The sequence below is a fragment of the Streptomyces sp. NPDC052910 genome (assembly GCF_055585605.1).
This window is the reverse complement of the sequence record NZ_JBVJJR010000002.1, coordinates 1,141,596-1,166,698: the sequence shown is the minus strand read 5'-3', so window position 1 is coordinate 1,166,698 and position 25,103 is coordinate 1,141,596. Positions and strand designations below refer to the sequence as shown.

Here is a 25,103-nt window from a genome sequence, read left to right as displayed (position 1 = left end):
GCTTGTCGATTCGGCGGGGCCGGGGCCCTTCGCGCCTTCGGCGCGGTGGTGTGCCCCGGCACCTTCCCCGGAAGGGGCACCCTCTCCCTGGAAGGGGCACCCTCGCAGAGGGGGCGCCCCCAACGGACGGATTCCTCCTCAGGCCGCCGGCCGCAGGTGGGCCAGCAGGTCGGCGCGCAGCGTCTGCGGGTCGGTACCGAGGGTCCGGAGGGCCCGTACCACCGGCGGGTGGTCGAGGGCCAGGACGCCGAGGACGACGTGTTCGGTGCCGATCCGGTTCTCCTTGCGGGTGAGCGCCTCCCGCAGGGACTGTTCCAGGGCCCGCTTGGCCTCCCGGGTGAACGGGATGTGGTGCTGCCGGGGTCCCTTCACGGAGCGGAACGGCCACCGGCGGGACGGCGGTTCGTCGGTCGCCTCCGTCGCGCCGTCCCCGTCCAGCGCCCCCGGCCCGAAGGCCCGTTCCGCGCGGGCCCGTACGGCCGAGAGGTCGATGCCCAGCGAGCGCAGCGCCTCCGCGTCGTTCTCGTCCAGCCCGGCCGCCGACCGGATCGCCTCCCGGCACGCCTCGGGGGTGATGCCGAGTCGGGCGAGGGCGGCCCCGCCCGGCGACTCCGGGTGGCCCGCCGCGGCGGCGAGGAGGTGTTCCGCACCGATCCGGGAGTGGCGCAGGACGCGTGCCTCCTCCTGGGCGCCGATCACCACGAACCGGGCTTCCCTGGTGAACCTTTCGAACATCGTCGCCTACCTCCGGGCGTGCTTCTTGTGGACGGCCTGCCTGCTCACACCCAGTTGGGTGCCGATCTCCTCCCACGACCAGCCCATCCTGCGGGCGTTGTCGACCTGGAGTGCCTCAAGGCGTTCGACCAGCCGCCGCAGTGCGGCGACGGCGCGGAGCCCCACGCGGGGGTCGGTGTCCATGGCGGCCTCGGTGGTGCCGACCGCGTCTTTCGCGTCTGTTCCGGCCATGCGTCAACCATGGATGACACCCTCGCGGCGTGTCAACCTCCGTTGACGACGCCCCGGTTGACGCTCATGTCGGATTTCCGCCAGCCCCGGACGCCCGCGACGTCGATCCTTGTCTCCATGCACACCGACTTCGACCGTTGCGTCCGGGCCGCGCGGTCCAAGGACCCACGGTTCGACGGCTGGTTCTTCACCGCCGTCCTCACCACCCGCATCTACTGCCGGCCCAGTTGTCCCGCCGTCCTGCCCAAGGACCGGAACATGAGCTTCTACCCGAGTGCCGCCGCCGCGCAGCAGGCCGGCTTCCGGGCCTGCAAACGCTGCCGGCCCGACGCGAGCCCCGGCTCGCCGCGGTGGAACGAGCGGGCCGACGTGGTCGCCCGCGCCATGCGGCTCATCGCCGACGGCACGGTCGACCGCGAGGGCGTGCCCGGCCTCGCCGCCCGGCTCGGCTACAGCGCCCGCCAGATCGAGCGCCAGCTCCTCGCCGAACTCGGCGCCGGGCCGCTCGCCCTCGCCCGCGCCCAGCGCGCGCAGACCGCCCGCGTCCTCATCGAGGCCGGCGAACTGCCGATGACCGACGTCGCGTTCGCCGCCGGCTTCGCCTCGGTCCGCGCCTTCAACGAGACCGTGCGGGCCGTCTTCGCACTGACCCCCACCGAACTCCGGGCCCGCGCCGGGCGCGGCCGGCCGCCGGCCACGCCCGGCGCCCTCACCCTGCGCCTGCCGTTCCGCACCCCGTTCACCCCCGACAACCTCTTCGGCCACCTCGCCGCCACCGCCGTCCCCGGCGTGGAGGAATGGCGCGACGGCGCGTACCACCGCACCCTGCGCCTGCCGTACGGGCACGGCAGCGTCAGCCTGCGCCCCCTGCCCGACCACATCGTCTGCCGCCTCGCCCTCTCCGACCAGCGGGACCTCGCCGGGGCCATCAGCCGCTGCCGGCGCCTGCTCGACCTGGACGCCGACCCCGAGGCCGTCGACGCGCTGCTGCGGACCGACCCGCACCTGGCCCCGCTGATCGACAAGGCGCCGGGCCGCAGGGTGCCGCGCACGGTGGACGCCGAGGAGCTCGCCCTGCGGGCCGTCCTCGGACAGCAGGTGTCCACCGCGGCCGCCCGCACCCTGGCCGCCCGGCTGGTCACCGCCCACGGCACACCTGTCGAGGCGTCCGGCGAGGCGTCCGGCGAGCTGTCCGGAGGGACGTCCGGCGAGCCGTCCGGAGGGGCGACCGTCGGGACGTCCGTCGGGGCGTCCGGAGGGGCGTCCGCCGGGACGTTCGTCGGGGCGTCCGGAGGGGCGTCCGGAGGGGCGTCCGCCGGGACGTTCGTCGGGGCGTCCGTCGGCACGTCTCGTGGAGTCTCCGGAGGGCTCACCCATCTGTTCCCGAGCGCCGAGGCCCTGGCTGCCCTCGACCCCGCCTCCCTGGCCATGCCGGCCGGCCGCCGCACCGCCTTCACCCGCCTCGTCACCGCCCTCGCCGAGGGCGACCTCGACCTCGGCGTGGGCAGCGACTGGAACCTGGCCCGAGCCCGGCTCGCCGGGATACCCGGCATCGGCCCCTGGACCGCCGACCTCATCGCCATGCGCGGCCTCGGCGACCCCGACGCCTTCCTGCCGACGGACCTGGGCGTCCGCCGCGCGGCGACCGCCCTCGGCCTGCCCGCGACCCCCGGCGCCCTCACCCGCCACGCGGCGTTCTGGCGGCCGTGGCGGGCCTACGCGGTCCAGTACCTGTGGTCCGCGGACGACCATCCGGCGGCCCGGATGCCGTCGCGCCCGGGGGAGGGGCGCGGGTGACCGGGGTGTCCGGGACGCTCGCGGGGACTCGGCGCTCGGCACTCGGCACTCGGTGTCGGGTGCCGGGCGCCGGGCGGAGCGGGACCTCGGCCGGCCCGTCTCTCCGGCCGCTCGCGACGCCCGTCCCCCCCCCGGCCGCCCGCGCCGCTCGCGCCGCAGCGTCGGCTGGGGCCTCCTTCCCGAACGCCGTCTGCGGCGCTCCCCGCTCCGGGCGGGAGCCGCGGCGGGGCCCCGGCCGCGTCAGGGCCCGTGTCACCGACGATGCCGAGGCTTCTTGTGACGGGCCGGCCGCCGCCCTCGCCGAACGGGCGCCGGGGCGGGGGCCGGGGCCCGCGCCGCCGTTGCATCCCTTCCGGCGGCTCACGGCGTGGGCGCACAACGGCGGCGGGAGCAGGACGGCGGCGGCGCTCCGGTCGCCCTCCGTCCCCGGCCCGATCGCGAGCTCAAGAAGAGCGGCATCCGGCGGCCGCCGTCGGCCCCGACGGCGTACCCTCCGGCAGTACGAGTACGAGCCTCAGCCGCCCCCAAGGCCCCGCAAGTCACCCCGCCCACCGACCGACTGTCCCCGACACCGAACGGAAGCGAACGGATCCCCCATGTCCGCCGTACACACCGTCATCGACAGCCCCTACGGGCCCCTCACCCTGGTGGCCGCCGACGGCATCACGCTCTCCGGCCTCTACGTCCTCGACCAGCGCCACCGGCCGGGGGACGAGGGGTTCGGGCACCCCGACCCCACGCCGTTCACCGAGGTCGCGCGCCAGATGGCGGCGTACTTCGAGGGGAAGCTCACCCGTTTCGACGTCCCACTGGACCTGCGCGGAACCCCGTTCCAGCGCCGGGTCTGGGCCGGGCTCCTGGAGATCCCCTACGGGGAGACGCTGTCCTACGGGGAACTGGCGCGGCACATCGGCGCGCCCAACGCGTCGCGCGCGGTCGGACTGGCGAACGGGAAGAACCCCGTGTCGATCATCGTGCCCTGCCATCGGGTGATCGGCGCAGACGGCAGCCTCACGGGCTACGGCGGCGGCGTGGAGCGGAAGCGGCGGCTGCTGGAACTGGAGGGCGCGCTGCCGTCGGCGGACCGGCAGGACGCCCTGTTCTGACGGCGGCCGTCACCTGCCGCCGCGCCGGCCCGGGGCGACCGGCCGCCCTCAGCTCTCCGGGCGCCCCTCCCACCGCCGCAGCAGTTCCGGCAGCGCCGTTCCGATCGGCTCGCGGATCACCTCGTCCGCGCGCTCGTCGTACGGCGTCGGCTCGGCGTTGACGATGATGAGCCGGGCGCCGTGGTCGGCCGCCACCCCCGCGAGCGCCGCCGCCGGGTTGACCGTCAGGCTGGTGCCCACCGCGAGGAAGACGTCGCACGCCTTGGCCACCGTCAGCGCGTCGCCGAGCACGGCCGGGTCCAGCGGCTGGCCGAACATGACGGTCGCCGACTTCAGGATGCCGCCGCACGCCTCGCACGCCGGGTCGGGGTCGCCCGCCGTGACCCGCTCCAGCGCGGCCTCCATCGCCGACCGCGTCCCGCACTCCGTGCACACCACCGAGCGGGCGGAGCCGTGCAGTTCGAGCACCTTGCGGTCGGGCAGGCCGGCCGCCTGGTGGAGCCCGTCCACGTTCTGGGTGATGACCCGTAGGGGGATCCCCGAGCGTTCGAGGCGGACGATCGCCTCGTGCGCGGCGTTCGGGCGGGCCCGGAGGGTGGGGGCGTCGCGGCGCATCAGCCAGGAGCGGCGGCGGATCTCCGGGTCGTTCATGTAGTACCCGTAGGTGACGAGCTTCTCCGCCTCCGGGTCGCGCCGCCACAGGCCGTTGGGGCCGCGGTAGTCGGGGATGCCGGAGTCCGTGGAGACGCCTGCGCCGGTGAGGATCGCCACCAGGGGGTTCTTCGCCATGCGGCGAGGGTACGCAGCGGCGTCTCGCCGGGCGAGCGGAAATCGCCGGGCGCGCCGCGCGCGCCCGTGGGGGCGGCCCCTGTCCCGCCCTTTCTCCGTCTCTTGCATGGGCTGCGCCCCCGCACCCCCGAAACCGCGCTCCGCGCGGTTGTCCTCAAACGCCGGACGGGCTGTCAGGGAGCAGGCTGTCCATGAACGAGCTCACCGAGAACACCGCCCGCCCCGGCCCCGCCGGCCCGTACCCAGGCGGCGACGACAGCCCGAACTCGTCCATCGTCGCCCGGTAGGTCTCCAGCAGCCGGATGTGGTACTCCAACGGCGCGCCCTCCGGGTTGGCGCGGCCGAGCGGCGTCGTGGGCTCCGGGCACCAGGTGGTGAACCGCGGCGTGATGCCGCGCGACATGAAGAACCGCAGCCCCTCCGCCGTGGAGGCGATGGCCTCGTCGACCGTGGTGAACCCGGCCGGCGCGGCCATCTCCACGCCCGCCACGAAGTTGGGGATGACGTTCCGCGGGCCGAAGACCTCGGCCGAGTCCAGGATGCGGCGGTGCCACTCGTCCCGGCCGACGTAGCGCTCCTTGCCCGGGCAGTAGAGCTCGAACAACCGCCGGTCCCACACCTCGTAGTTGGGGTGGTAGATGCGTATCCCGTAGTCGTGGAACCGCTGGACGTCGGCCTTGGGCAGCGCCTGCGCGACGACCTTGCCGGTCCAGCGTCCGGGGAAGCGCTCCTCGATGGCCTGCGCGTAACGGCCGTAGAAGTCCGCCTCGCCGAGGCCGTCCACCCGCGAGGTGATGGAGCCGCCGGTGAGGGTGTACGCGCGGGAGGCGCCGGCCGTGTCGTGCCGGTCGATGATCGCCAGCGCCTCCAGCACCTCCTCGACCGACTTCACGCCCGTGTACGGCCGTCCGGCCGCCTTGTGCTGCCGCCAGTTGTGGTTGATGTCGCAGTATTGGCACTCCTCCTTGGCGCCGAAGTACTGGCAGACCCGGAAGACCGTCAGGTAGATCAGGTACCCCCACTGGATGGTCGGGGCGACCTCCATCACCGACTTCCCGTTGGCCAGGGTGTGCCGGTAGTAGTCCGGCATCGGCGGCAGCCCCACGTCGGCGATGTGCCGGCCGTCCAGCATCAGGCCGAGTGCCCCGTCGGGGGTGACCCCGACCCGGTACGGGGACTGCGGGTTGACCCGTACGGAGACGACGGTGCGCCGGAGCCCGTAGGGGCCGCCGGTCAGCACGATCTCCTCCGGCGGGCGGCGCAGGGCGGCGGCGCCGAGTTCGGGGAGGGTGCGGTGGTCGAAGGAGAAGATGAAGTAGGACTTCGGTTTGACGTCGCCGCCCTCCTCCCCGGTGAGCGCGGACTCGTCGAAGGCCACGCCGCCGCGCAGCAGGTCCTCCTTGATGACGGCTTCCCGCGGCACCCCGGGGAAGCGGCCCATCAGGTCCTCGACCTCTTCCGTACGGCTGCGTCCCATGACCGCTTCCTCCCCGTCCCTCATGTCCCTGGCGCCCCCTGACGCCTCCGGCGTCGCGGCGTCCCGCCTCGTCACGCACCGCCCGGCCCGGCCGGGAAGCCGCCGCCCCGGCGCGGGCAACGACGCGCAACGGTGTGCGCCGGGACGGCGGTTGTGCCCCCGGGGCACCCCCGGACGGAACCAACGGCGCCCGGACGGCACGCCGCCGATGCTAACGCGCGGGTAGGGGACGCCGGGGACCCAGGTCCGCGGGCGGATGCCGGACGCTTCGTCGGCGGTCGTCGCGCGGGGCGGCGACGGGGGGCGTCAGACGGCGTCGAAGCGGCCCCACGGGCAGGGGGAACCGGCCATTCTCACGAGCGGATCCGGCTCTGCGCCGTTCCGTTTCGTCGTCGCCGTACCAGCCGCCCATCACCCTGCTCACGCGACGGCTGGGGAAAGCCGCATTCCGGGTGGCGGGCGACTTCAGGTCAGTCCCCTCAAGGCACTCGACACAGACGCAACAAATTCACACTGTGACCACAAGCTCGGCAAGTTCTCCGCGCAGCGCCACAAGCGATCGCATCGACGTGCCGTCGCACGGTCGCCGGGGCCGGTCGCGCGGTCGCCCACCCACGACACCACACTCCGGAGAACCTCCTTGATACGCACACGACTGCTCTCCCTCCTCGTCGTCGGCACGTCGACCACGGCTCTGCTGCTCACCAGCGGCGCGGTGGCGCACGCCGACGGCCCCACCCCCGCACCGACGGCCACCGCCACGCAGCCGCCGTCCGAGGAACCGCCCGGGGAAGGGGCGGACGACCCGACGGACGAGCCGTCCGAGGAGCCTTCGACGGAGCCCACCGACGAGACGACGGGCAAGCCCGGCGACCCGTCGAAGGTGCCGCCGGACGGCAGACCCGGAACCGAGTCCGGCGGCCCGGTCATAGCCGACTACAAGGGCCGCAAGATCAACCTCGCCGAGTCCTGGGAGGGCGCGACCAGTTGCACGGAGCTTCCCGGCGGGAAGGTCCACTGCTACGACACGGACGAGGAAGCGCTGACCGACCCCGCCCTCCCGGCCGCGACCCGCGAGGCGACGCGTCAGGCCGACGCCTCCCCCGACGCGACGTTCAGAATGCCGAGCCGGTGCGTCACCGACTACTGGTGCCTGTACCAGCACGCCGATTACAAGGGCAAGATCCTCCGCTTCTCCGAAAGCGGCAAGAAGAAGCTCTCGAACTGGGGCATGGGCGACAAGCTGAGCTCCGTGTACTACCGGGTCAGGACCTGGCCGCTCAACTACGGCGACGCGACGATCATCGACTCGCGCTCGTGGCCCGTGGCGGACCGCGTCAGGAGGCTCGACGCCGGAAGCGACACCAGGGCGGGCGCTTACCCCAACTTCAAGCGGCTCGGCTACCCGGGTGGCGGCAACTGGAACGACAAGACCGACTACTTCCACGTCCGGCGCGCCTGACCGGCGCCGAGCGGGAGACTCGGCAGCCGCGCCGCCCGGCGATCACCGCGGCCGGTTCGGCCGCCGGCCGCCGCGTCCGGCGGGCTCGGAGAACACCGAGCCCGTGACCCGGCCCGTTCGGGGGCCCGTCAGGACGACGGGCCGTCCTCCCCGTCGCCGCGCTCCCGGGCGCTCTCCGCGACCCGCCGCAGTCGGGGGTGCCGGACGGGGCCCGGTCCCTGTTCGGTCATCGCCTCACCGACCATCGTCCGCAGGGCGTCCCGCAACCCGTGCAGCGCGTGGTGCCGGGCGGGACCCGCGCCCGGGTCCGCGCGCAGCTCGGTCAGCAGCGACCAGCACAGGGCCAGCATCACCAGCACGAACGGCAGGGCGACGAGGATCGTCGCGGACTGCAGCGACTTCAGCCCGCCGGCCACCAGCAGCACCGCCGCCACGGCGGCCATCAGCACGCCCCACGTGACCACCAGCCAGTTCTTCGGGTGCAGGGCGCCGCGGCTGGTGAGGGAGCCCATCACCAGGGAGGCGGAGTCGGCGCTGGTGATGAAGTACGTCATCACCAGCAACATGGCGATCCACGAGACGAGGGTGGCCAGCGGCAGCGTGTCGAGCAGGGCGAACAGCGAGGCCTCCGCGCCCTGGGCGACCGTCCCGGCCATGTCGGCGGCACCGGTCATGTCGAGCCGCAGGGCGCTGCCGCCCATGACGCAGAACCAGACGATCGTGGCGCCGCTGGGCACGAGCAGGACGCCGATCAGGAACTCGCGGATGGTCCGGCCGTGCGAGATGCGGGCGATGAACGTGCCGACGAACGGCGCCCAGGAGAGCCACCACGCCCAGTAGAAGACCGTCCAGGCGCCCAGCCACGCGGAGTCGGTGAAGGCGCCGGTCCGGGTGGCGAGGGTGACGAGGTCGTGCAGGTAGGCGCCGGTGGCGGCGGGAACGGTGTTCAGGACGAAGACCGTGGGGCCCAGGAGGAAGACGAAGAGCATCAGGCAGGCGGCCAGCGCGATGTTGAGCGTGCTCAGCCACTTGACGCCCTTGTGCAGGCCGGAGAAGGCGGAGAGGACGAACGCGGCGGAGAGGGCGCCGATGACGATGAGCTCCACGGACGTCGAGTCCTTGATCCCGGTGGTGATGTTCAGCCCCTTGGCCACCTGGAGGGCGCCGAGACCCAGGCTGGTGGCGGTGCCGAAGACCGTCGCGAACACGGCCAGCAGGTCGATGATCCGGCCCGGCCAGCCGTCCGCCCGCTCCTGGCCCAGCAGTGGCACGAAGACGGAGCTCAGCCGGTTGCCGCGGCCTTTGCGGAACCCGGCGTAGGCGAGGGCCAGGCCGGCCATGCCGTAGATGGCCCAGGGGTGCAGTGTCCAGTGGAAGAACGAGTACTCCAGCGCGGTGCGGGCGGCGGCCGGCGAGTTCGCGGTGACGCCGCTGCCCGGCGGGGGCGCGACGAAGTGCTGGAGCGGCTCGCCCACGCCGTAGAACATCAGTCCGATGCCCATGCCGGCGCTGAACATCATCGCGATCCACGCCAGGTTGCCGAACTCGGGCCGGTCGTCGTCCGCGCCGAGCCGGATCCGGCCGAACCGGCTGAGCGCGATGACCACGCACAGCACGAGGAACGCGTCGGCCGCGATGACGAACAACCAGGCGAAGTTGGACAGCACCCAGCCGAGGGCGGCGGTGGAGACCCGGTCGAAGGAGCGCTTGCCGAGCGCCGCCCAGGCGACCACCGCCAGGACGGCGACGGCGCCGATGGCGACCAGGGGCGGGTCCGGGCGGTCGTCCCGCGACGAAGACGAAGGGGACGCGTCGGTGGTCTCGGTGCTCATGACGCCCCACTATGGCCGGATTGGGGCGCATTCCCCGGGCTGGCACGCCGCCCGGGGGACGGGCGGGGGATGGGCGAGGGCACGGGCGGGGGGATGGGCGAGGGGATGGGCACCGCCCCGGCCGCCCCGATAGGGTGCGCGGGCGCGGCGCGGCGCCGGACCACACCCGGAGATTGAGGGGCAGCGGATGAACGACGCACAGGTGCTCATCGCCGCGGACAAGTTCAAGGGCTCGCTGACGGCCGTCGAGGTCGCCGCCCACCTCACGGCCGGGCTGCGCCGGGCGGCGCCCGGCCTCGACGTCACGGCGCTGCCGGTCGCCGACGGGGGCGACGGGACGGTGGACGCGGTGGTGGCCGCGGGATTCGGCCGGCACACGGCCCGGGTGACCGGGCCGCTCGGCGAGCCCGTCGAGGCGGCGTGGGCGCTGAGGGGTGACACGGCCGTGGTCGAGATGGCGGAGGCGTCCGGCCTCCGCCACGTACCGCCCGGGCGGCACGCGCCCCTGACCGCCACCACGTACGGCACCGGCGAGCTGCTGCGGGCCGCCCTCGACGCGGGCGCCCGGCGGATCGTGCTCGGCGTGGGCGGCAGCGCCACCACCGACGGCGGGACCGGCATGCTCGCCGCGCTGGGCGCGCGGTTCCTCGACGGGTCCGGGCGGCCCCTCGGGCCCGGGGGCGGGGCGCTCGCCTCGCTTTCGCGGGCGGACCTGTCCGGGCTGGACGGGCGGCTGGCGCGGACGGACGTCGTCCTCGCCTCCGACGTCGACAATCCGCTGACCGGGGCGGCGGGGGCGGCGGCTGTCTACGGTCCGCAGAAGGGGGCCTCTCCGGAGGATGTCGCCGTGCTGGACGCCGCTCTCGGGCGGCTCGCGGGCGTCCTGGATCCCGCCCGGGCCTCCGCCCCGGGGGCCGGCGCCGCCGGGGGGCTGGGGTACGGCGCCCTCGTCGGGCTCGGGGCCGGTTTCCGGCCCGGGATCGAGGTGCTGCTTGACGTCGTCGGGTTCGAGGAGGCGCTGGCCTATGCGGATGTCGTGATTACGGGGGAGGGGTCGCTCGACGCGCAGACGCTGTACGGGAAGGCGGTTCAGGGGGTCGCCACGGCGGCGCGAGCGCGGGGGGTGCGGGTTGTCGCCGTCTGCGGGCGGCTCGCGTTGTCGCACGACGCTCTCGTGGGGCTCGGCGTCGAGCGGGCTTATGCGCTGTCCGCGCTGGAGCCGGATCCGGCTCGGTCCATGGCCGACGCCGGTCCGCTTCTGGAACGGGTGGGGGAGCGGATCGCTCGCGAGGCGCTCGGCTGAGCCGAGGGGGGTGTGCCCCTGTCCCGCCCGTTCACCGTTTCTTGCGGGGGCTACGCCCCCGCACCCCCGAAGCGCGCTGCGCGCGCTGTCCTCAAACGCCGGACGGGCTATTCAGCCCGTCCGGCGTTTGAGGACAAGCGGCGAAGCCGCTTTCACGGGGTCCGGGGCGGAGCCCTGGAAGAAACGGTGAACGGGCGGGACAGGGGCACCCCCCGCGCCGGAGGCACGAAAAAGGCCCCGGGCTTCCGCCCGGGGCCTCAAACGAAAAACAGACTACGGAAGCTGCGCCGCCCGCGCTTCCCGCCGATTGTCACGGAAGGTATTCACCCGCCGCGCAGTGGCGAACAGCGGAATCACCGCCCCGAGCACCACCTGCAGAGCGCACCCCGTCTGAAGCAGCAGCTCCCCACCGGGCGCGTCGAACGCCCAGGCCGCCAGCAGCCCCATGCTGAGCACGATCCAGCTCAGCATCGCGACGGCCAGCCGTCCCCGCGGCTTCGGGTACTCGACGCGGCTCACCATCAGCCACGCGACACCCACGATCGCCAGCAGGGTCGGCACGAACGGCAGCTCCAGGAGCACCACGGAGACGACCGTCAGCGCGCCGAACGGACTCGGCATGCCCTGGAAGATCCCGTCCCGCAGCGTCACGCACGAGAAGCGGGCGAGCCGTAGGACGACCGCCAGCAGCACCACCACCGCGGCCACCGCGGAGACCTTCTGGTGGGCGCCCTGGGCGACGACGCCCCAGACCACCACGAAGTAGGCGGGGGCGAGGCCGAAGCTGATCAGGTCGGAGAGGTTGTCCAGCTCCGCGCCCATCGCCGAGCTGCGCAGCTTCCGCGCCACCAGGCCGTCGAACAGGTCGAAGACGGAGGCGAGCAGCATCAGCATCACCGCGGTGGCGGCGTTGTTGCGCGCCATGCCGCCGTCCTCGTTGTTGGTGAGGTGCGGGATGAGGATGCCGGTGGTGGTGAAGTACACCGCCATGAAGCCGCAGATCGCGTTGCCCAGAGTGAGGGTGTCCGCTATCGACAGCCGCGTGGAGAGCGGCATGTCGTCGACGTCGTCCTCGGGCTCCGCCTCCGGGACCCAGGTCGCTTGGGTGTCGGGATCAATCACGGTCAAGGCGGGTCACTCCTGCTGTCGTGGCCTGCCCCACCTCGACGGCCGCCTCGACGCCCTCCGGCAGGTAGACGTCGACGCGCGAGCCGAAGCGGATCAGGCCGATGCGCTCACCCTGCTCCACCTTGGTGCCCTGGGGCACGTAGGGGACGATGCGCCGGGCCACGGCACCGGCGATCTGCACCATCTCGATGTCGCCGAGCTCGGTGTCGAAGTGCCAGACGACGCGCTCGTTGTTCTCGCTCTCCTTGTTGAACGCCGGAACGAACCCGCCGGGGATGTGCTCGACCGACGTCACGGTGCCGGCCAGCGGCGCGCGGTTGACGTGGACGTTGAGCGGGCTCATGAAGATCGCGACGCGGGTGCGGCCGTCCTTCCAGGGCATGATGCTCTGCACCACGCCGTCGGCCGGGGAGATCACCCGGCCCTGGGCGATCTCGCGTTCCGGGTCGCGGAAGAACCACAGCATGCCGGCGGCCAGCGCGGTCGTCGGCACGGCGACCGCGGCCCAGCGCCCGGAGCGGCGGGCGCGGGTGAGGCTGACCGCCGCCGTGGCGACGGTGGGGAGGAGCCACGGCGATGCTCCGCGCGCGAGGCGTACACCGAGGAGGCTGTCGCGTGGTGCAGAGGTAGAGCTGTGGGGCATGGGTGACCTTCGTAGCGGAGGGTGCCGCATCAACGATCGGGGGACGGCGGCTTTCCGGCGATGCTATCGGTTGCGACCGACAACTGGCTAAGCGCCAGGGCCAGTACGTGGCCGGACATCGATGACAGAGTGTGATCTACTTCTCGACAAATCCTCTACGAAAGCCCTTCATTTCGGACAATTCCCCTCGCTTTACCCCTGGATCCGGTACTCCTCCAGAAGCCGGCGACCGATGATCATTTTCTGGATCTCGGCCGTCCCCTCACCGATCAGGAGCATCGGAGCCTCGCGGTAGAGGCGCTCGATCTCGTACTCCTTGGAGAAGCCGTAGCCCCCGTGGATGCGGAAGGCGTCCTCCACGACCTCCTTGCAGAACTCGGAGGCGAGGTATTTGGCCATCCCGGCCTCCAGGTCGTTGCGCTGACCGGAGTCCTTGGTGCGGGCGGCTCTCACCATCATCGCATGGGCCGCTTCGACCTTTGTCCCCATTTCGGCCAACTTGAACTGAATGGCCTGATGCTGAGCGATGGCCTTCCCGAACGTGTGACGCTGCTGCGCGTAGGCGACGCCCAGTTCGAACGCACGCTGTGCGACGCCGCAACCACGCGCCGCGACGTTCACGCGGCCGACCTCGACGCCGTCCATCATCTGGTAGAAGCCGCGCCCGGTGGTGCCGCCCAGGACGCGGTCGGCCGGCACCCGCAGCCCGTCCATGATCAGTTCGGTGGTGTCGACGCCCTTGTAACCCATTTTGTCGATCTTGCCGGGAATGGTGAGACCCGGCTTGACCTGCCCGAACCCGGGCTCCTTCTCCACCAGGAACGTGGTCATCGACTTGTGCGGCGCCGACCCCTCCGGCAGCCCCTCGTCCGTCCGGCAGAGCACCGCCACCAGCGTCGACGAGCCGCCGTTGGTCAGCCACATCTTCTGGCCGGTGAGGACGTAGTCGTCCCCGTCCCGGACGCCCTTCGACGTGATGGCCGACACATCGGAGCCCAGCCCCGGCTCGGACATCGAGAACGCGCCCCGCACCTCACCCGTCGCCATCCGCGGCAGGAAGTGCTCGCGCTGCTCCTGGGTGCCGTGCTGCTTGAGCATGTAGGCGACGATGAAGTGGGTGTTGATGATCCCCGACACGCTCATCCAGCCGCGGGCGATCTCCTCCACGCAGAGCGCGTATGTGAGAAGCGACTCACCGAGCCCTCCGTACTCCTCCGGGATCATCAGCCCGAACAGGCCGAGTTCCTTGAGGCCCTCGACTATCTCGGTCGGGTATTCGTCGCGGTGCTCCAGGTCCGTCGCGACCGGAATGATCTCCTTGTCGACGAAGTCCCGGACCGTGGCGAGGATCTCCCGCTGGACGTCCGTCAGTCCCTCGGTCTGTGCGAGGCGGCCCATGCCCATCTCACTTCTCCCGGACGATCGGCTCGGGGCGGCCGGGCTGCTCGCCGCCGCGCTCCTTGATGTACGTGGCGGTGGGCACCATCACCTTGCGCCGGAAGACGCAGACGACGGTGCCGTCCTGCTTGTATCCGCGGGTCTCGACGTACACGATCCCGCGGTCGCTCTTCGACTTCGACGGCGTCTTGTCCAGCACGGTCGTCTCGCCGTAGATCGTGTCGCCGTGGAACGTCGGCGCCACGTGCTTCAGCGACTCGACCTCCAGGTTGGCGATCGCCTTCCCCGACACGTCCGGTACGGACATTCCCAGCAGCAGCGAGTAGACGTAATTGCCGACGACGACGTTCTTTCCGAAATCCGTCGTCCGCTCCGCGTAGTTGGCGTCCATGTGCAGCGGGTGGTGATTCATCGTGAGCAGGCAGAAGAGGTGGTCGTCGTATTCGGTGACCGTCTTTCCGGGCCAGTGCTTGTAGACGTCGCCGACGGTGAACTCTTCGTAGGTCCGGCCGAACTGCATGACGGTCACGCCTCCGGGATCTCGAACTTGGACGTACGCGACATGCCGGCCGCCCGGCCCTTGCCCGCGATCACCAGCGCCATCTTCCGGCTGGCCTCGTCGATCATCTCGTCGCCGAGCATCGCCGAACCCTTGGCGCCGCCCGCCTCGGACGTGTAGTACGCGTAGGCGTCCAGGATCAGCTCGGCGTGGTCGTAGTCCTCCTGCGACGGCGAGAAGATCTCGTTGGCGAGTGCCACCTGATCCGGGTGGAGTACCCACTTGCCGTCGAAGCCCAGCGCCGCCGAGCGCCCGGCGACCTCGCGGTAGCCGTCGGCGTTGCGGATCTGGAGGTAGGGGCCGTCGATCGCCTGGAGGTCGTGGGCGCGGGCCGCCATCAGGATGCGCATCAGGATGTAGTGGTAGGCGTCGGCGCCGTAGCCGGGCGGCTGCTCGCCGACGACCAGGGACTTCATGTTGATCGACGCCATGAAGTCGGCCGGGCCGAAGACGATGGTCTCCATGCGCGGCGACGCGGCGGCGATGGCGTCCACGTTCACCAGGCCCTTGGCGTTCTCGATCTGCGCCTCGATGCCGATCCGGCCGACCTCGAAGCCCATGGTCTTCTCGATCTGCGTCAGCAGCAGGTCCAGGGCGGCGATCTGCTGGGCGTCCTGCACCTTGGGCAGCATGATGCAGTCCAGGTTCGGGCCCGCGCCCTCGACGACCGTGACGACGTCCCGGTACGTCCAGTGGGTGGTCCAGTCGTTGACGCGCACGACCCGGGTCTTGCCCGTCCAGTCGCCGTTGTTGAGCGCGTCCACGATCGTGTGGCGGGCGCCCTCCTTGGCGATCGGCGCGCAGGCGTCCTCCAGGTCGAGGAAGACCTGGTCCGCCGGGAGGCCCTGGGCCTTCTCCAGGAAGCGGGGGTTGCTGCCGGGGACGGCGAGGCAGGAGCGGCGGGGACGAAGCCGGTTAACCGGAGTGGCGGGGATGCCGGTCATGCGGAGACCTCCAGGGGGTCGAGCGCGTTCGCTGTGCGGATCTCATCGACGATACGGCCGATGATCTCGGTGATACCGAAGTCCTTCGGGGTGAAGACGGCCGCCACCCCGGCCTCCCGGAGCGCGGCGGCGTCGGCGGACGGGATGATCCCGCCCACGATCACGGGCACCTCGCCCGCCCCGGCCGCCCGCATCCGGGCCAGCACGTCGGGGACGAGTTCGGCGTGCGAGCCGGAGAGGATGGACAGGCCGACGCAGTGCACGTCCTCCGCGACGGCCGCCGCGACGATCTGCTCGGGGGTCAGCCGGATCCCCTGGTAGACCACCTCGAAGCCGGCGTCGCGGGCCCGGACGGCGATCTGCTCGGCGCCGTTGGAGTGCCCGTCCAGGCCGGGCTTGCCGACCAGCAGCCGCAGCCGGCCCGCGCCGAGCTCCTCGGCGGTCCTCGCGGCCTTCGCCCGGACCGCGGCGAGCGGGGTGCCCGCCTCGGCGGTGACGGCCAGCGGGGCGCCGCTGACGCCCGTCGGGGCGCGGAACTCGCCGAAGACGTCGCGCAGCGCCCAGGCCCACTCCCCGGTCGTCACCCCGGCGCGGACGCACTCCAGGGTGGCGGGCATCAGGTTCTCTGAGCCGGCCGCGGTCTTCTTCAGCACCGACAGGGCCTCCTGGGCCCGGAACTCGTCCCGGTCGTCCCGCCACCGGTGCAGCGCCGCGACCACCCGCGCCTCGTTGTCCGGGTCCACCGTCATGATCGCGGTGTCCAGGTCGGCGGTGAGCGGGTTGGGCTCGGTGGTCTCGAAGCAGTTGACCCCGACGATCTTCTCCTCGCCCGACTCGATCCGCGCCCGCCGCTCGGCGTGCGAGGAGACGAGCTGCGCCTTGAGGTAGCCGGACTCGACGGCGGCCATCGCGCCGCCCATCTCCTGGATGCGGTCGATTTCCGCCAGGCTGTCGGTGACCAGCCCGGCCACCTTCTCCTCGATCACGTGCGACCCGGCGAAGATGTCCTCGTACTCCAGCAGGTCGCTCTCGTGCGCCAGCACCTGCTGGATGCGCAGCGACCACTGCTGGTCCCAGGGGCGCGGCAGGCCCAGCGCCTCGTTCCAGGCGGGCAACTGGACGGCGCGGGCGCGGGCGTCCTTGGAGAGGGTGACGGCCAGCATCTCCAGGACGATCCGCTGGACGTTGTTCTCCGGCTGCGCCTCGGTCAGGCCCAGGGAGTTGACCTGGACGCCGTAGCGGAAGCGGCGCTGCTTGGCGTCCTGGATGCCGTACCGGTCCCGGGTGACCCGGTCCCAGATGCGGCCGAACGCCCGCATCTTGCACATTTCCTCGACGAAGCGGACGCCCGCGTTCACGAAGAACGAGATGCGGGCGACGACGTCCCCGAACCGCTCGGCCGGCACCTGCCCGGAGTCGCGCACCGCGTCCAGCACCGCGATGGCGGTGGACATGGCGTACGCGATCTCCTGGACGGGGGTGGCCCCCGCCTCCTGGAGGTGGTAGCTACAGATGTTGATCGGGTTCCACTTCGGCATGTGCGCCACCGTGTACGCGATCATGTCGGTGGTCAGCCGGAGGGACGGGCCCGGCGGGAACACATGGGTCCCGCGCGACAGGTACTCCTTGACGATGTCGTTCTGCGTCGTCCCCTGGAGCGTGGTGACGTCCGCGCCCTGCTCCTCCGCGACCACCTGGTACATCGCCAGCAGCCACATGGCGGTGGCGTTGATGGTCATGGAGGTGTTCATCCGCTCCAGCGGGATGCCCTCGAACAGCCGCCGCATGTCACCCAGTTGCGACACCGGGACGCCGACCCGGCCGACCTCGCCGCGGGCCAGGACGTGGTCCGGGTCGTAACCGGTCTGCGTCGGCAGGTCGAACGCGACGGACAGGCCCGTCTGGCCCTTGGCGAGGTTGCGGCGGTAGAGCTCGTTGGACGCCTCGGCGGTGGAGTGGCCGGCGTACGTCCGCATCAGCCAGGGACGGTCCTTCTGTCGGCCGGAGCCCATCAGACGTTCCGGAAGCGGTTGATGGCGTCGATGTGCCGGGACCGCATCTCCTCGTCGCGCACGCCCATGCCCTCCTCAGGAGCCAGCGCCAGCACGCCGACCTTGCCCTGGTGGAGGTTGCGGTGGACGTCGTACGCGGCCTGGCCGGTCTCCTCCAGCCGGTACGTCTTCGACAGCGTCGGGTGGATCTTGCCCTTGGCGACCAGCCGGTTGGCCTCCCACGCCTCGCGGTAGTTGGCGAAGTGCGAGCCGACGATCCGCTTCAGCGACATCCACAGGTAGCGGTTGTCGTACTGGTGGTCGTAGCCGGAGGTGGAGGCGCAGGTGACGATGGTGCCGCCCTTGCGCGTGACGTAGACGGAGGCGCCGAACGTCTCGCGGCCCGGGTGCTCGAAGACGATGTCCACGTCCTCACCGCCGGTCAGCTCACGGATGCGCTTGCCGAACCGCTTCCACTCGCGCGGGTCCTGGCTGTGCTCGTCCTTCCAGAACCGGTAGTCCTCGGCGTTCCGGTCGATGATCGCCTCGGCGCCCATCCGCCGGCAGATCTCCGCCTTCTGCTCGCTGGAGACGACGCAGATCGGGTTGGCACCACCGGCGAGCGCGAACTGCGTGGCGTACGAGCCGAGTCCACCGCTCGCGCCCCAGATCAGCACGTTGTCGCCCTGCTTCATGCCCGCGCCGTTGCGCGAGACGAGCTGCCGGTACGCGGTGGAGTTGACCAGGCCGGGGGCCGCGGCCTCCTCCCAGCTCAGGTGGTCCGGCTTGGGCATGAGCTGGTTGGACTTCACCAGCGCGATCTCCGCCAGGCCGCCGAAGTTGGTCTCGAAGCCCCAGATGCGCTGCTGCGGGTCCAGCATGGTGTCGTTGTGCCCGTCGGCGGACTCCAGCTCGACGGACAGGCAGTGCGCGACGACCTCGTCGCCCGGCTTCCAGGCGTTGACGCCCGGGCCCGTGCGCAGCACGACGCCCGCGAGGTCGGACCCGATGACGTGATACGGCAGGTCGTGGCGCGCGGCGAGCGGCGAGAGCCGGCCGTAGCGCTCCAGGAAGGAGAAGGTGGAGACGGGCTCGAAGATCGAGGTCCACACGGAGTTGTAGTTCACCGAGCTGGCCATCACGGCCACCAGCGCCTCGCCGGGCCCGAGTTCGGGCACCGGCACCTCCTCGACGTGCAGGGACTTGCGGGGGTCCTTCTCCCGGGTCGCCAGTCCGGCGAACATGTCCGCCTCGTCCTTGTGCACGGTGACCGCGCGGTAGGACTCGGGGATCGGCAGGGCGGCGAAGTCCTCGCTCGTGGTGTCCGCGGCGAGGATGGCGTCGAGTATCTGGTTCACGGTAGTGCCTCCGGCGAAGCGCGTTCTCGGGGAAACGGCTTGAGGGAACGTCGGGGGATGGTGCCGTCGGTTCGGTGGGGTGGCGCGGGAGCGCGCGGGGTGGCCGCGCAGGCGGTACGTGTGCCTGGTGACGCAGGCGGTCCGGGCGCACAAGTGGTGCTTGTGGGGACAGCCGGCACACGACGCTGTGGTCGGTGCGCCGGCCGCCCGGACGCCATCAAGGTATGGCACGCCGTGCCACTCGACAAGACACTCGGTGCCAGGAATTTGAGACATCTGTCACCGGGGGTTCACAGATGAGCGGGCATCGCCGGTGGAACGGGTGGATTTGCCGGGTCGCGGGGGAGTGGCCCGGCCGATCCGTTGATCGCCGTAGGGCGCCCCGCCTAGGTTGACGCGGGAGGAGTCCGTGTGGCCCGGCGTCCGGCCGGTCACCGGACGCGGCGACCGGTCCTCCCGGCCCGGGGGTACCGCCACCGTTGTCGACAGCACGGGAGGAACACATGGCTCAGATGCTGAGAGTGCAGAACTTCACCGTCTCGAGTGACGGAATCGGCGCCGGCGAGGACCAGAGCCTGGAGCGTCCGTTCGGCCACGTCGAGCCCGAGAGGCTGTTCGCCTGGGCCGGCGCCACCGCCAGTTGGACCATGCGCACCGACCCCGGCGGGAGCCGAGGTCTCGACGACTACTTCACGCGGGACTACGCCCGCAACATCGGCGCCGAGATCATGGGCCGCAACAAGTTCGGACCCCAGCGCGGGCCTTGGCAGGACCACGAGTGGCGCGGCTGGTGGGGCGACAAGCCCCCGTTCCGCACCCCGGTCTTCGTCATGACCCACCACGAACGCCCTTCGTTCACCCTCTCCGACACCACGTTCCACTTCGTCGCCGGCGACCCGGCCACGGTCCTGGAGCGGGCGCGGGAGGCGGCGCGGGGGAAGGACATCCGGCTCGGCGGCGGAGCCACCACCATCCGGCAGTTCCTCGACGCCGACCTCGTCGACACGATGCATGTGGCGGTCTCGCCGGTGAAGCTCGGGTCCGGAATGCGGCTCTGGGAGTCCCCCGACGAGCTCCTCGACCGGTTCCACCTCGATGTCGTGCCCAGCCCGAGCGGCGTGACGCACCACTTGTTCTGGCGCAAGTGACGCGAGGTCGTTCTCGGCTCGCGCGGATCCGGGCGCCACGGGGCCCGGGTCGAGAGCGTATGAGCTTGGTCCCGTTTCGGTCCGGCCGCCGGCCGGCGACGCGGGAGCGGCCGAGGATGGGGGGATGACCTCAAGCACCACATCTCACGGAGAGCCGATGGACCCGGTGGCCGAATCCGTCGCCGTCTACAGCGACCACGCCGACGCGTACGCGGCCGAGCACGCGCCCAAGATGGCCGATCGTGTCGAACGGTTCGCGGGCTCCCTGCCCGCGCCTTCGCTGATCCTCGACGCGGGGTGCGGTCCCGGTCGTGACCTCGCACGATTCCGGGACCACGGGCACGTGGCGCGCGGCGTCGACCTCAACCCGGTGTTCGTGGAGATGGCCAACGCTCACGCGCCCGCCTCCGCGTGCGACCTGCGCGAGGTCGGAACGCGGTTCCCGGCCGGAACGTTCGACGGGATCTGGGCCTCCGCCTCGCTCGTCCACCTCGACTCGGCGGACGCGGTGGACGTGCTCGGGCAGTTCGCCGGGCTGCTGCGTCCCGGGGGCCGTCTGTACGTGTGCCTGAAGGCCGCCGGCCGCACGGGCTGGCTCGACGAACCCGACGGCCGGCGGTGGTACACCGTCTGGGACCCGGACGAGTTCGCCGCGGCGGTGGCCGGTGCGGGTTTCACGGTCGACGCCGTGGACCCGGGCCCGTACGTCGAGGTCTGGGCGACCCGCAACGGCTGACCTCGGGGCCGGGGCCGGTGCCCGGTCCGTCGCCCAAGGCCGCGGTCACGGGACCCGCCCGGACCGGGGGGGGCGCCGGGAGCGAGCCCGGCCGGCCTGAGCGGCGGGTGAGGCGCCGTGGTGGGGCCGCGGATGGTGCCGCCGGGTCAGACGCGGTCGGCCGCGATCAGCACGTACTGGAAGGAGCCGTCCCGGTAGGACTCGATGAACGCCTTCTCGATCCCGGTGACCAGTGAGGACGTGGCCCGCAGTTCCCAGTACGGCAGGGTGTCGGGGGTCAGGTCGATCACGGTCTGCGGTACGAGCCGGTTGTCGGCCATGGCCCGCAGGTACTCGCGGCGGGAGTGGATGTTGCACTCGAAGTGGGCGTTGATCTGGGAGACCCACTTCGACGGCTGGCCGTAGCGGGGGTTCCAGCAGCCGGTGATGGTCACGTACCGGCCGCCCACCCTGAGGAAGCGGGAGTGCTCGGCGAACAGGTCGTGCAGGTCCACGTACATGGTCGACTCGTTGTTCCACGAGGCGGCCACACTGCCCTTCTCGAAGGGGGTGTCGAGCATGTTGCACACGCGGGAGCGCACGTGGTCCTGGATCCGCAGGTCCCGTGCCCGCCCGTTGCCGAAGTCGGCCTGGGCGGCGGACAGGGTGACGCCCTCGACGGTGCAGCCGAAGCGCCGGTGGGCCATGACCATGCATCCGCCGCGCCCGCAGCCGGCGTCGACGAGCAGGTCGTCGGTCTTGATGGGACCGAGGTGGTCCAGGAGGAAGTCGGCCTGAGCGGACTCGAGCCGGTGCAGCTCGGCGATCAGCTTCTTCTCGTACTCGCTGTGCTCCGGGTCGCCCAGGGCGTCGTGGTTGACGGCGCCGATGCCGTAGTGATGGTGGTAGAGCCCGTCCACGTCACCGAGGCGCAGGTTCACCGGCCGCGCCTCGTTGTTCCAGTACCGGGCGATGTCCTTCTGGTAGGGGGTCGCCGGGGCCGGGATCGCCGCGGAGCCGGCGGGGATGATTTCTGTGGTCATCGAGGTGTCCGTTCCTTACCAGAAGTCGGGCAGGCTGTAGCGGTAGGTGTTGGTGCGGTGCCAGTCGTGGTTGCCGTCGACCCATGTGGCCACGCCCTTGAGGAAGCGCAGCACGGTGGGCAGCGGGCAGTCCGCGGCGAGCTCGGCCGCCGCCGCCTCGAAGGCGTGCATGAGGTCGTTGTGGATCTCGATCGCCTTGAGGTAGGCGTCGCGCTCCGAGAGCTGTTGGCGTTCGGCGAGGACCACGGGCAGGTTCAGGTGCCTGCCGGGACTGGCGAGTTCCTTGGTGTAGGAGTACAGGTCGTTGACGATGGTGGTCGCGTTCCCGGCCAGCGCGATGACCCGCTGCATCTCCGGGCGTGCGTGCAGGTCCGCCGGGAGCTCGTAGCCTCCGACGGTGTCGGTGATGGTGGGACAGGGGCGGAAGTTGTTGAACTGGCGCATGGCCAGGTACTCCCACACCTCCGGATCATGGTCGGTCTCGGCCCAGGCGGCCTCGGCCAGATAACCCAGGTGCAACCGGGCCATGTCGTGACGGAAGCGGTCGACCTGGGAGGGCGTGGCCATGCGGACGAAGTAGTCCATCGCGCTGCGGTAGGCGCGCCGCGGGGCGTCCGAGCCGAGCGACTCCCCCCACGCCGCCGCGTACTCGGGGGTCGTGTGGAGCGGGTCCAGTGCGGTGTGTGCCAGGAGAAGGCGTCCGCCGAGGCCGACGGGCGAGCCGCCGTGATCCTCGCAGTAGCAGTCGTCGACGGCGTTCTCCGCGACCATCATCCGGGTGGCGATCATCAAGTGATCGATCGTGGGAGCGTCGGGGTGGCAGCCGACCATGTACCGCCCGACCGACAAGCCGTCGAACTGCCCTTCCCACTCCTCGGGGTAGAGCCGGACCTCGTCCTCGGCCCAGCGCTTGATCCGGCGGCTCACTTCCTCCACACGGACGGGGTCGGGCTCCGGAACGGGATGGTGGTACAGGCCGGGTACGGCCTGGCCTTCGGCGGGCGGGGCCGGGTCGGGCTCCGGCGGTGGCCGGTGCGAGGTGAGGGCGAGGGACAGCGCGGCGGTGCCCAGCCCGCTCGGCCCTCCCGGGAGCCGTCGAGGACCCGGGCCGGCCACCGGTTCGGCCACCGGTCCGGAGGGGGTGACCGCTCCCGCGCCGGTGACCGGCGGAGGAGCGGGAGGCGGCGACGGCGCGCCGGCCGGTCGCGGACCGCCCGCCAGGGACAGCGAGGTCGTGCCCAGTCCGGTGGGCCCTCCCAGGAGCTGCCGGACGGTGGGCTCGGCAGCGGGCTCGGCAGCGGGTTCGGCGGCGGGGGCGGAGGGCGGTGCGGGCGGCGTGCCGGTGCCCGACGGCAGAGGGGGAGCAGGGGGGAGAGCGATCGGCGGATGCGGCATCGCGGCGAGGCCGAGGGCCGCCGCCGGGATCGGAAGGTCGGGCGTCGCCGGTGTGGGGACGTCCGCCACCGGGGCGTCCGGCCTCGACGGCTGCGCGGGGACGGCTGGTCCACGGGGCCCGGGATCGGGCATCTGCTGCTCCTCTGCTGCTCCTCGTCGCGGTGGGGTGAGCGCTCGTGCGGCGTGGACGGGCCGGCCCGGCCCGCTCCGCGCGGCGTACGTGCCCTCAGCCGCGTCCGCGGGCGATCTGCACGTTCTCCATGACCCCGAGGGCGTCGGGTACGAGCACCGCGGCGGAGTAGTACGTGCTGACGAGGTACGAGACGACCGCCTGCTCGTTGATGCCCATGAAGCGCGCCGAGAGGCCCGGCTCGACCTCGTCCGGCAGCCCTGTCTGCCACAGGCCGATGACCCCTTGGCTCTTCTCGCCCGTACGCATGGCGATGATGGAGCTGGTCTGCTCTTTGCTGATCGGGATCTTGTTGCAGGGCAGGATCGGGACCCCGCGCCAGGCCGGGACGGACTGTCCGCCGAGGTCGACGTGGTCCGGATAGAGCCCGTAGGCGTTGAAGCCGCGCCCGATCGCGGCGATCGTCCTCGGGTGGGCGAGGAAGAACTTGGTGCCGCGGCGGCGACAGAGCAGATCGTCCATGTCGTCCGGGGTCGGCGGGCCGGAGTGGGGCTGGATGCGCTGCTTGAAGTCGACGTTGTGCAGCAGCCCGAACTCACGGTTGTTGACCAGCTCGTACTCCTGGCGTTCGCGCAGCGCCTCGATGGTCAGCCGGAGCTGCTCCTCCGTCTGGTCCATCGGCCCGTTGAAAAGGTCGGAGACCCGCGTGTGGACCCTCAGGACGGTCTGGGCGACCGACAGTTCGTACTCGCGCGGCTCGAGCTCGTAGTCGACGAAGGCTTTCGGCAGGTCGGCCTCGCCGACGTGCCCGGCCGACATGGCGATCTCGGCCTCACCGTGCTTGTTCTGCGGTCGCTGCGCGGCGGCGGCGAACTCGGTGACGTGGGCGCGAAGACCGGGCACGGAGTCCTGCACGGCGGCGAAGTCCGCACGGGAGAGCGTGAGAAGGGTGCCGGACGTCTCGGCGGTGGCCGTGTAGTCGTAGCGGGCGTCGGGGTCCAGAAGGGCGTTCTCCCCGAAGTGGCCACCGTCCGCGAGCACCGCGAGGAAAGTCTCTCCGCCGTACTGTCCCTCACCGACCTGCCGGACACGGCCGTGGGCGATCAGATGGATTCGGTCCGCCGGGCTGCCGCGTTCGACGATGACCTCACCCGCGGTGAAGTCCCGCTGTTCGCAGCGACCGGCGAGAGCGGTGAGGGCGGTCAGGTCCTCGAAACCCCGCAGGAGGGCCAGTTCGCCGAGTTCGCGGGGGATGACACGGACCGTGGCACCCTCCTGCACGAACTCGACGCGCCCGTCGCCGACGGTATGACGCAACCGTCGGTTGACCCGGTAGGTGCCGCCCTTGGTCTCGACCCAAGGGAGCATCCGCAGCAACCAGCGGGAGGTGATCTCCTGCATCTGCGGGGCGGACTTCGTGGTGGTGGTGAGGTTGCGTGCGGCGGAGGTGCTCAGCGACTGCTGAGGTGCGGCCGGTGCGGCCTCGGGTCCCGGGCTGCTGTCCACGGTCATCGGGGTGGGCTGCTCCTTGCGTGGCCGGGCGACCGGCGCACGCGGGTGCGCCGATACGGGAGACGCGGAGGATCCGGTAGGCAGGGAGGGACGATTGCGGTGATCCGTCCGCCAACAGCACGGTAACGGCCGGCCGAGTCGGTTCGCCCGGAGAGCCCGGCAGCTTCCTTCGAAGCGGTGATTATCTTTCGAATGCGGTTTGTCCGACCATCGAGCGACAGCGCGCCGCCTCCATCGCCCGGCAACGGATCGCGCAGGCCGGGCACCACGCCCGCTCAACGCCTCACGCCGCCGCCGGCACGCGAGGGCGCCGTGCTGTTCGAGGGCGGGGCACCGGAGCGGACCGGGCAGGCGGCCGGCTTCGGCCGCCCGCGGCGCGCTGAGCGCTGGGCGCGGCGGGTGTGAAG

21 protein-coding genes are annotated in these 25,103 nt (G+C 71.8%); 6 read left to right on the top strand and 15 right to left on the bottom strand.

The genetic code is table 11. The features are described from left to right. Nucleotides 1-138 precede the first annotated feature (138 nt). Together ACZ6X9_RS10585 and ACZ6X9_RS10580 are read right to left on the bottom strand one after the other, a co-directional pair. A complete protein-coding gene (locus ACZ6X9_RS10585) occupies nucleotides 139-735 on the bottom strand; it encodes a Clp protease N-terminal domain-containing protein (RefSeq protein WP_469777548.1) in 597 nt (198 codons plus the stop codon). A gap of 6 nt (nucleotides 736-741) precedes the next feature. Continuing rightward, on the bottom strand, nucleotides 742-966 hold the full coding sequence (locus ACZ6X9_RS10580; RefSeq protein WP_469777547.1) for a hypothetical protein: 225 nt from the start codon (nucleotides 964-966) through the stop codon (nucleotides 742-744). A 117-nt stretch (nucleotides 967-1,083) separates the two neighbouring features. On the opposite strand from ACZ6X9_RS10580, the gene ACZ6X9_RS10575 reads away from it, so the two are divergent. Both ACZ6X9_RS10575 and ACZ6X9_RS10570 read left to right on the top strand, forming a co-directional pair. Further along, on the top strand, nucleotides 1,084-2,763 hold the full coding sequence (locus tag ACZ6X9_RS10575) for a DNA-3-methyladenine glycosylase 2 family protein (RefSeq protein ID WP_469777546.1): 1,680 nt from the start codon (nucleotides 1,084-1,086) through the stop codon (nucleotides 2,761-2,763). Between the two features lie 596 nt (nucleotides 2,764-3,359). Beyond that, entirely contained in the window at nucleotides 3,360-3,869 is a 510-nt protein-coding gene (locus tag ACZ6X9_RS10570; protein WP_469777545.1) for a methylated-DNA--[protein]-cysteine S-methyltransferase, read from the top strand. Between the two features lie 48 nt (nucleotides 3,870-3,917). Here the strand turns inward: ACZ6X9_RS10570 and ACZ6X9_RS10565 are convergent, their stop codons facing one another. After that, nucleotides 3,918-4,658 (bottom strand): SIR2 family NAD-dependent protein deacylase, encoded by a 741-nt coding sequence (locus ACZ6X9_RS10565; protein ID WP_469777544.1) that lies wholly within the window; start codon nucleotides 4,656-4,658, stop codon nucleotides 3,918-3,920. 154 nt (nucleotides 4,659-4,812) lie between these two features. After that, nucleotides 4,813-6,135, bottom strand: coding sequence for a radical SAM protein (locus ACZ6X9_RS10560; protein ID WP_469777543.1), 1,323 nt, complete (start codon nucleotides 6,133-6,135; stop codon nucleotides 4,813-4,815). 640 nt (nucleotides 6,136-6,775) lie between these two features. Between ACZ6X9_RS10560 and ACZ6X9_RS10555 the strand changes: the two genes are divergently transcribed. After that, entirely contained in the window at nucleotides 6,776-7,597 is an 822-nt protein-coding gene (locus tag ACZ6X9_RS10555; protein ID WP_469777542.1) for a peptidase inhibitor family I36 protein, read from the top strand. A 128-nt stretch (nucleotides 7,598-7,725) separates the two neighbouring features. Here ACZ6X9_RS10555 and ACZ6X9_RS10550 read toward each other — a convergent pair whose 3' ends face one another. Continuing rightward, nucleotides 7,726-9,429: a BCCT family transporter gene (locus ACZ6X9_RS10550; RefSeq protein WP_469777541.1), complete on the bottom strand. Its 1,704-nt coding sequence runs from the start codon at nucleotides 9,427-9,429 to the stop codon at nucleotides 7,726-7,728. A gap of 187 nt (nucleotides 9,430-9,616) precedes the next feature. Between ACZ6X9_RS10550 and ACZ6X9_RS10545 the strand changes: the two genes are divergently transcribed. Then, a complete protein-coding gene (locus tag ACZ6X9_RS10545) occupies nucleotides 9,617-10,732 on the top strand; it encodes a glycerate kinase (protein ID WP_469777540.1) in 1,116 nt (371 codons plus the stop codon). Nucleotides 10,733-11,005: 273 nt separating this feature from the next. On the opposite strand, the gene pssA is transcribed toward ACZ6X9_RS10545, so the two are convergent. The 7 genes from pssA to ccrA form a co-directional block, all read right to left on the bottom strand. Further along, nucleotides 11,006-11,860, bottom strand: a complete 855-nt coding sequence (pssA, locus tag ACZ6X9_RS10540) for a CDP-diacylglycerol--serine O-phosphatidyltransferase (RefSeq protein ID WP_004945535.1) — start codon at nucleotides 11,858-11,860, stop codon at nucleotides 11,006-11,008. Continuing rightward, nucleotides 11,847-12,503, bottom strand: coding sequence for a phosphatidylserine decarboxylase (locus ACZ6X9_RS10535; protein ID WP_436781667.1), 657 nt, complete (start codon nucleotides 12,501-12,503; stop codon nucleotides 11,847-11,849). Before ACZ6X9_RS10535 ends, pssA begins: the two co-directional genes overlap by 14 nt. Before the next feature lie 192 nt (nucleotides 12,504-12,695). Next, the gene (locus tag ACZ6X9_RS10530; RefSeq protein ID WP_469777539.1) at nucleotides 12,696-13,901 is read right to left on the bottom strand and encodes an acyl-CoA dehydrogenase family protein; all 1,206 of its coding nucleotides are present in this window, start codon (nucleotides 13,899-13,901) and stop codon (nucleotides 12,696-12,698) included. Nucleotides 13,902-13,908: 7 nt separating this feature from the next. After that, the gene (locus ACZ6X9_RS10525; RefSeq protein ID WP_469777678.1) at nucleotides 13,909-14,421 is read right to left on the bottom strand and encodes a MaoC family dehydratase; all 513 of its coding nucleotides are present in this window, start codon (nucleotides 14,419-14,421) and stop codon (nucleotides 13,909-13,911) included. Nucleotides 14,422-14,426: 5 nt separating this feature from the next. Further along, entirely contained in the window at nucleotides 14,427-15,404 is a 978-nt protein-coding gene (locus tag ACZ6X9_RS10520; RefSeq protein WP_469777538.1) for an HpcH/HpaI aldolase/citrate lyase family protein, read from the bottom strand. Next, the gene (locus tag ACZ6X9_RS10515; RefSeq protein ID WP_469777537.1) at nucleotides 15,401-17,416 is read right to left on the bottom strand and encodes a protein meaA; all 2,016 of its coding nucleotides are present in this window, start codon (nucleotides 17,414-17,416) and stop codon (nucleotides 15,401-15,403) included. Before ACZ6X9_RS10515 ends, ACZ6X9_RS10520 begins: the two co-directional genes overlap by 4 nt. Then, nucleotides 17,416-18,753 carry a crotonyl-CoA carboxylase/reductase gene (gene ccrA, locus ACZ6X9_RS10510; RefSeq protein ID WP_469777536.1) on the bottom strand — a complete coding sequence of 446 codons (1,338 nt, stop codon included), beginning with the start codon at nucleotides 18,751-18,753 and terminating at the stop codon, nucleotides 17,416-17,418. Before ccrA ends, ACZ6X9_RS10515 begins: the two co-directional genes overlap by 1 nt. A gap of 503 nt (nucleotides 18,754-19,256) precedes the next feature. On the opposite strand from ccrA, the gene ACZ6X9_RS10505 reads away from it, so the two are divergent. Beyond that, a complete protein-coding gene (locus tag ACZ6X9_RS10505; protein WP_469777535.1) occupies nucleotides 19,257-19,901 on the top strand; it encodes a dihydrofolate reductase family protein in 645 nt (214 codons plus the stop codon). 124 nt (nucleotides 19,902-20,025) lie between these two features. After that, the gene (locus ACZ6X9_RS10500) at nucleotides 20,026-20,637 is read left to right on the top strand and encodes a class I SAM-dependent methyltransferase (RefSeq protein WP_469777534.1); all 612 of its coding nucleotides are present in this window, start codon (nucleotides 20,026-20,028) and stop codon (nucleotides 20,635-20,637) included. Between the two features lie 146 nt (nucleotides 20,638-20,783). Here ACZ6X9_RS10500 and ACZ6X9_RS10495 read toward each other — a convergent pair whose 3' ends face one another. The 3 genes from ACZ6X9_RS10495 to ACZ6X9_RS10485 all read right to left on the bottom strand — a co-directional run bounded on the left by ACZ6X9_RS10495 (nucleotide 20,784) and on the right by ACZ6X9_RS10485 (nucleotide 24,696). Further along, nucleotides 20,784-21,659 carry a geranyl diphosphate 2-C-methyltransferase gene (locus ACZ6X9_RS10495; RefSeq protein ID WP_469777533.1) on the bottom strand — a complete coding sequence of 292 codons (876 nt, stop codon included), beginning with the start codon at nucleotides 21,657-21,659 and terminating at the stop codon, nucleotides 20,784-20,786. 15 nt (nucleotides 21,660-21,674) lie between these two features. Further along, nucleotides 21,675-23,186 (bottom strand): family 2 encapsulin nanocompartment cargo protein terpene cyclase, encoded by a 1,512-nt coding sequence (locus tag ACZ6X9_RS10490; protein WP_469777532.1) that lies wholly within the window; start codon nucleotides 23,184-23,186, stop codon nucleotides 21,675-21,677. 94 nt (nucleotides 23,187-23,280) lie between these two features. Then, nucleotides 23,281-24,696, bottom strand: coding sequence for a family 2B encapsulin nanocompartment shell protein (locus tag ACZ6X9_RS10485; protein ID WP_469777531.1), 1,416 nt, complete (start codon nucleotides 24,694-24,696; stop codon nucleotides 23,281-23,283). Between the last annotated feature and the right edge of the window lie 407 nt (nucleotides 24,697-25,103).

What these genes read in the sequence shown, in the direction of transcription:
- ACZ6X9_RS10485 (WP_469777531.1), bottom strand. Translation starts at nt 24,696, where the DNA reads ATGACCGTGGACAGCAGCCCGGGACCCGAGGCCGCACCGGCCGCACCT.
- ACZ6X9_RS10560 (WP_469777543.1), bottom strand. Translation starts at nt 6,135, where the DNA reads ATGGGACGCAGCCGTACGGAAGAGGTCGAGGACCTGATGGGCCGCTTC.
- ACZ6X9_RS10525 (WP_469777678.1), bottom strand. Translation starts at nt 14,421, where the DNA reads ATGCAGTTCGGCCGGACCTACGAAGAGTTCACCGTCGGCGACGTCTAC.
- ACZ6X9_RS10535 (WP_436781667.1), bottom strand. Translation starts at nt 12,503, where the DNA reads ATGCCCCACAGCTCTACCTCTGCACCACGCGACAGCCTCCTCGGTGTA.
- ACZ6X9_RS10490 (WP_469777532.1), bottom strand. Translation starts at nt 23,186, where the DNA reads ATGCCCGATCCCGGGCCCCGTGGACCAGCCGTCCCCGCGCAGCCGTCG.
- ACZ6X9_RS10530 (WP_469777539.1), bottom strand. Translation starts at nt 13,901, where the DNA reads ATGGGCCGCCTCGCACAGACCGAGGGACTGACGGACGTCCAGCGGGAG.
- ACZ6X9_RS10495 (WP_469777533.1), bottom strand. Translation starts at nt 21,659, where the DNA reads ATGACCACAGAAATCATCCCCGCCGGCTCCGCGGCGATCCCGGCCCCG.
- ACZ6X9_RS10575 (WP_469777546.1), top strand. Translation starts at nt 1,084, where the DNA reads ATGCACACCGACTTCGACCGTTGCGTCCGGGCCGCGCGGTCCAAGGAC.
- ACZ6X9_RS10520 (WP_469777538.1), bottom strand. Translation starts at nt 15,404, where the DNA reads ATGACCGGCATCCCCGCCACTCCGGTTAACCGGCTTCGTCCCCGCCGC.
- ACZ6X9_RS10505 (WP_469777535.1), top strand. Translation starts at nt 19,257, where the DNA reads ATGGCTCAGATGCTGAGAGTGCAGAACTTCACCGTCTCGAGTGACGGA.
- ACZ6X9_RS10545 (WP_469777540.1), top strand. Translation starts at nt 9,617, where the DNA reads ATGAACGACGCACAGGTGCTCATCGCCGCGGACAAGTTCAAGGGCTCG.
- ACZ6X9_RS10515 (WP_469777537.1), bottom strand. Translation starts at nt 17,416, where the DNA reads ATGGGCTCCGGCCGACAGAAGGACCGTCCCTGGCTGATGCGGACGTAC.
- ACZ6X9_RS10500 (WP_469777534.1), top strand. Translation starts at nt 20,026, where the DNA reads ATGACCTCAAGCACCACATCTCACGGAGAGCCGATGGACCCGGTGGCC.
- ACZ6X9_RS10565 (WP_469777544.1), bottom strand. Translation starts at nt 4,658, where the DNA reads ATGGCGAAGAACCCCCTGGTGGCGATCCTCACCGGCGCAGGCGTCTCC.
- ACZ6X9_RS10580 (WP_469777547.1), bottom strand. Translation starts at nt 966, where the DNA reads ATGGCCGGAACAGACGCGAAAGACGCGGTCGGCACCACCGAGGCCGCC.
- ACZ6X9_RS10550 (WP_469777541.1), bottom strand. Translation starts at nt 9,429, where the DNA reads ATGAGCACCGAGACCACCGACGCGTCCCCTTCGTCTTCGTCGCGGGAC.
- ACZ6X9_RS10570 (WP_469777545.1), top strand. Translation starts at nt 3,360, where the DNA reads ATGTCCGCCGTACACACCGTCATCGACAGCCCCTACGGGCCCCTCACC.
- ACZ6X9_RS10585 (WP_469777548.1), bottom strand. Translation starts at nt 735, where the DNA reads ATGTTCGAAAGGTTCACCAGGGAAGCCCGGTTCGTGGTGATCGGCGCC.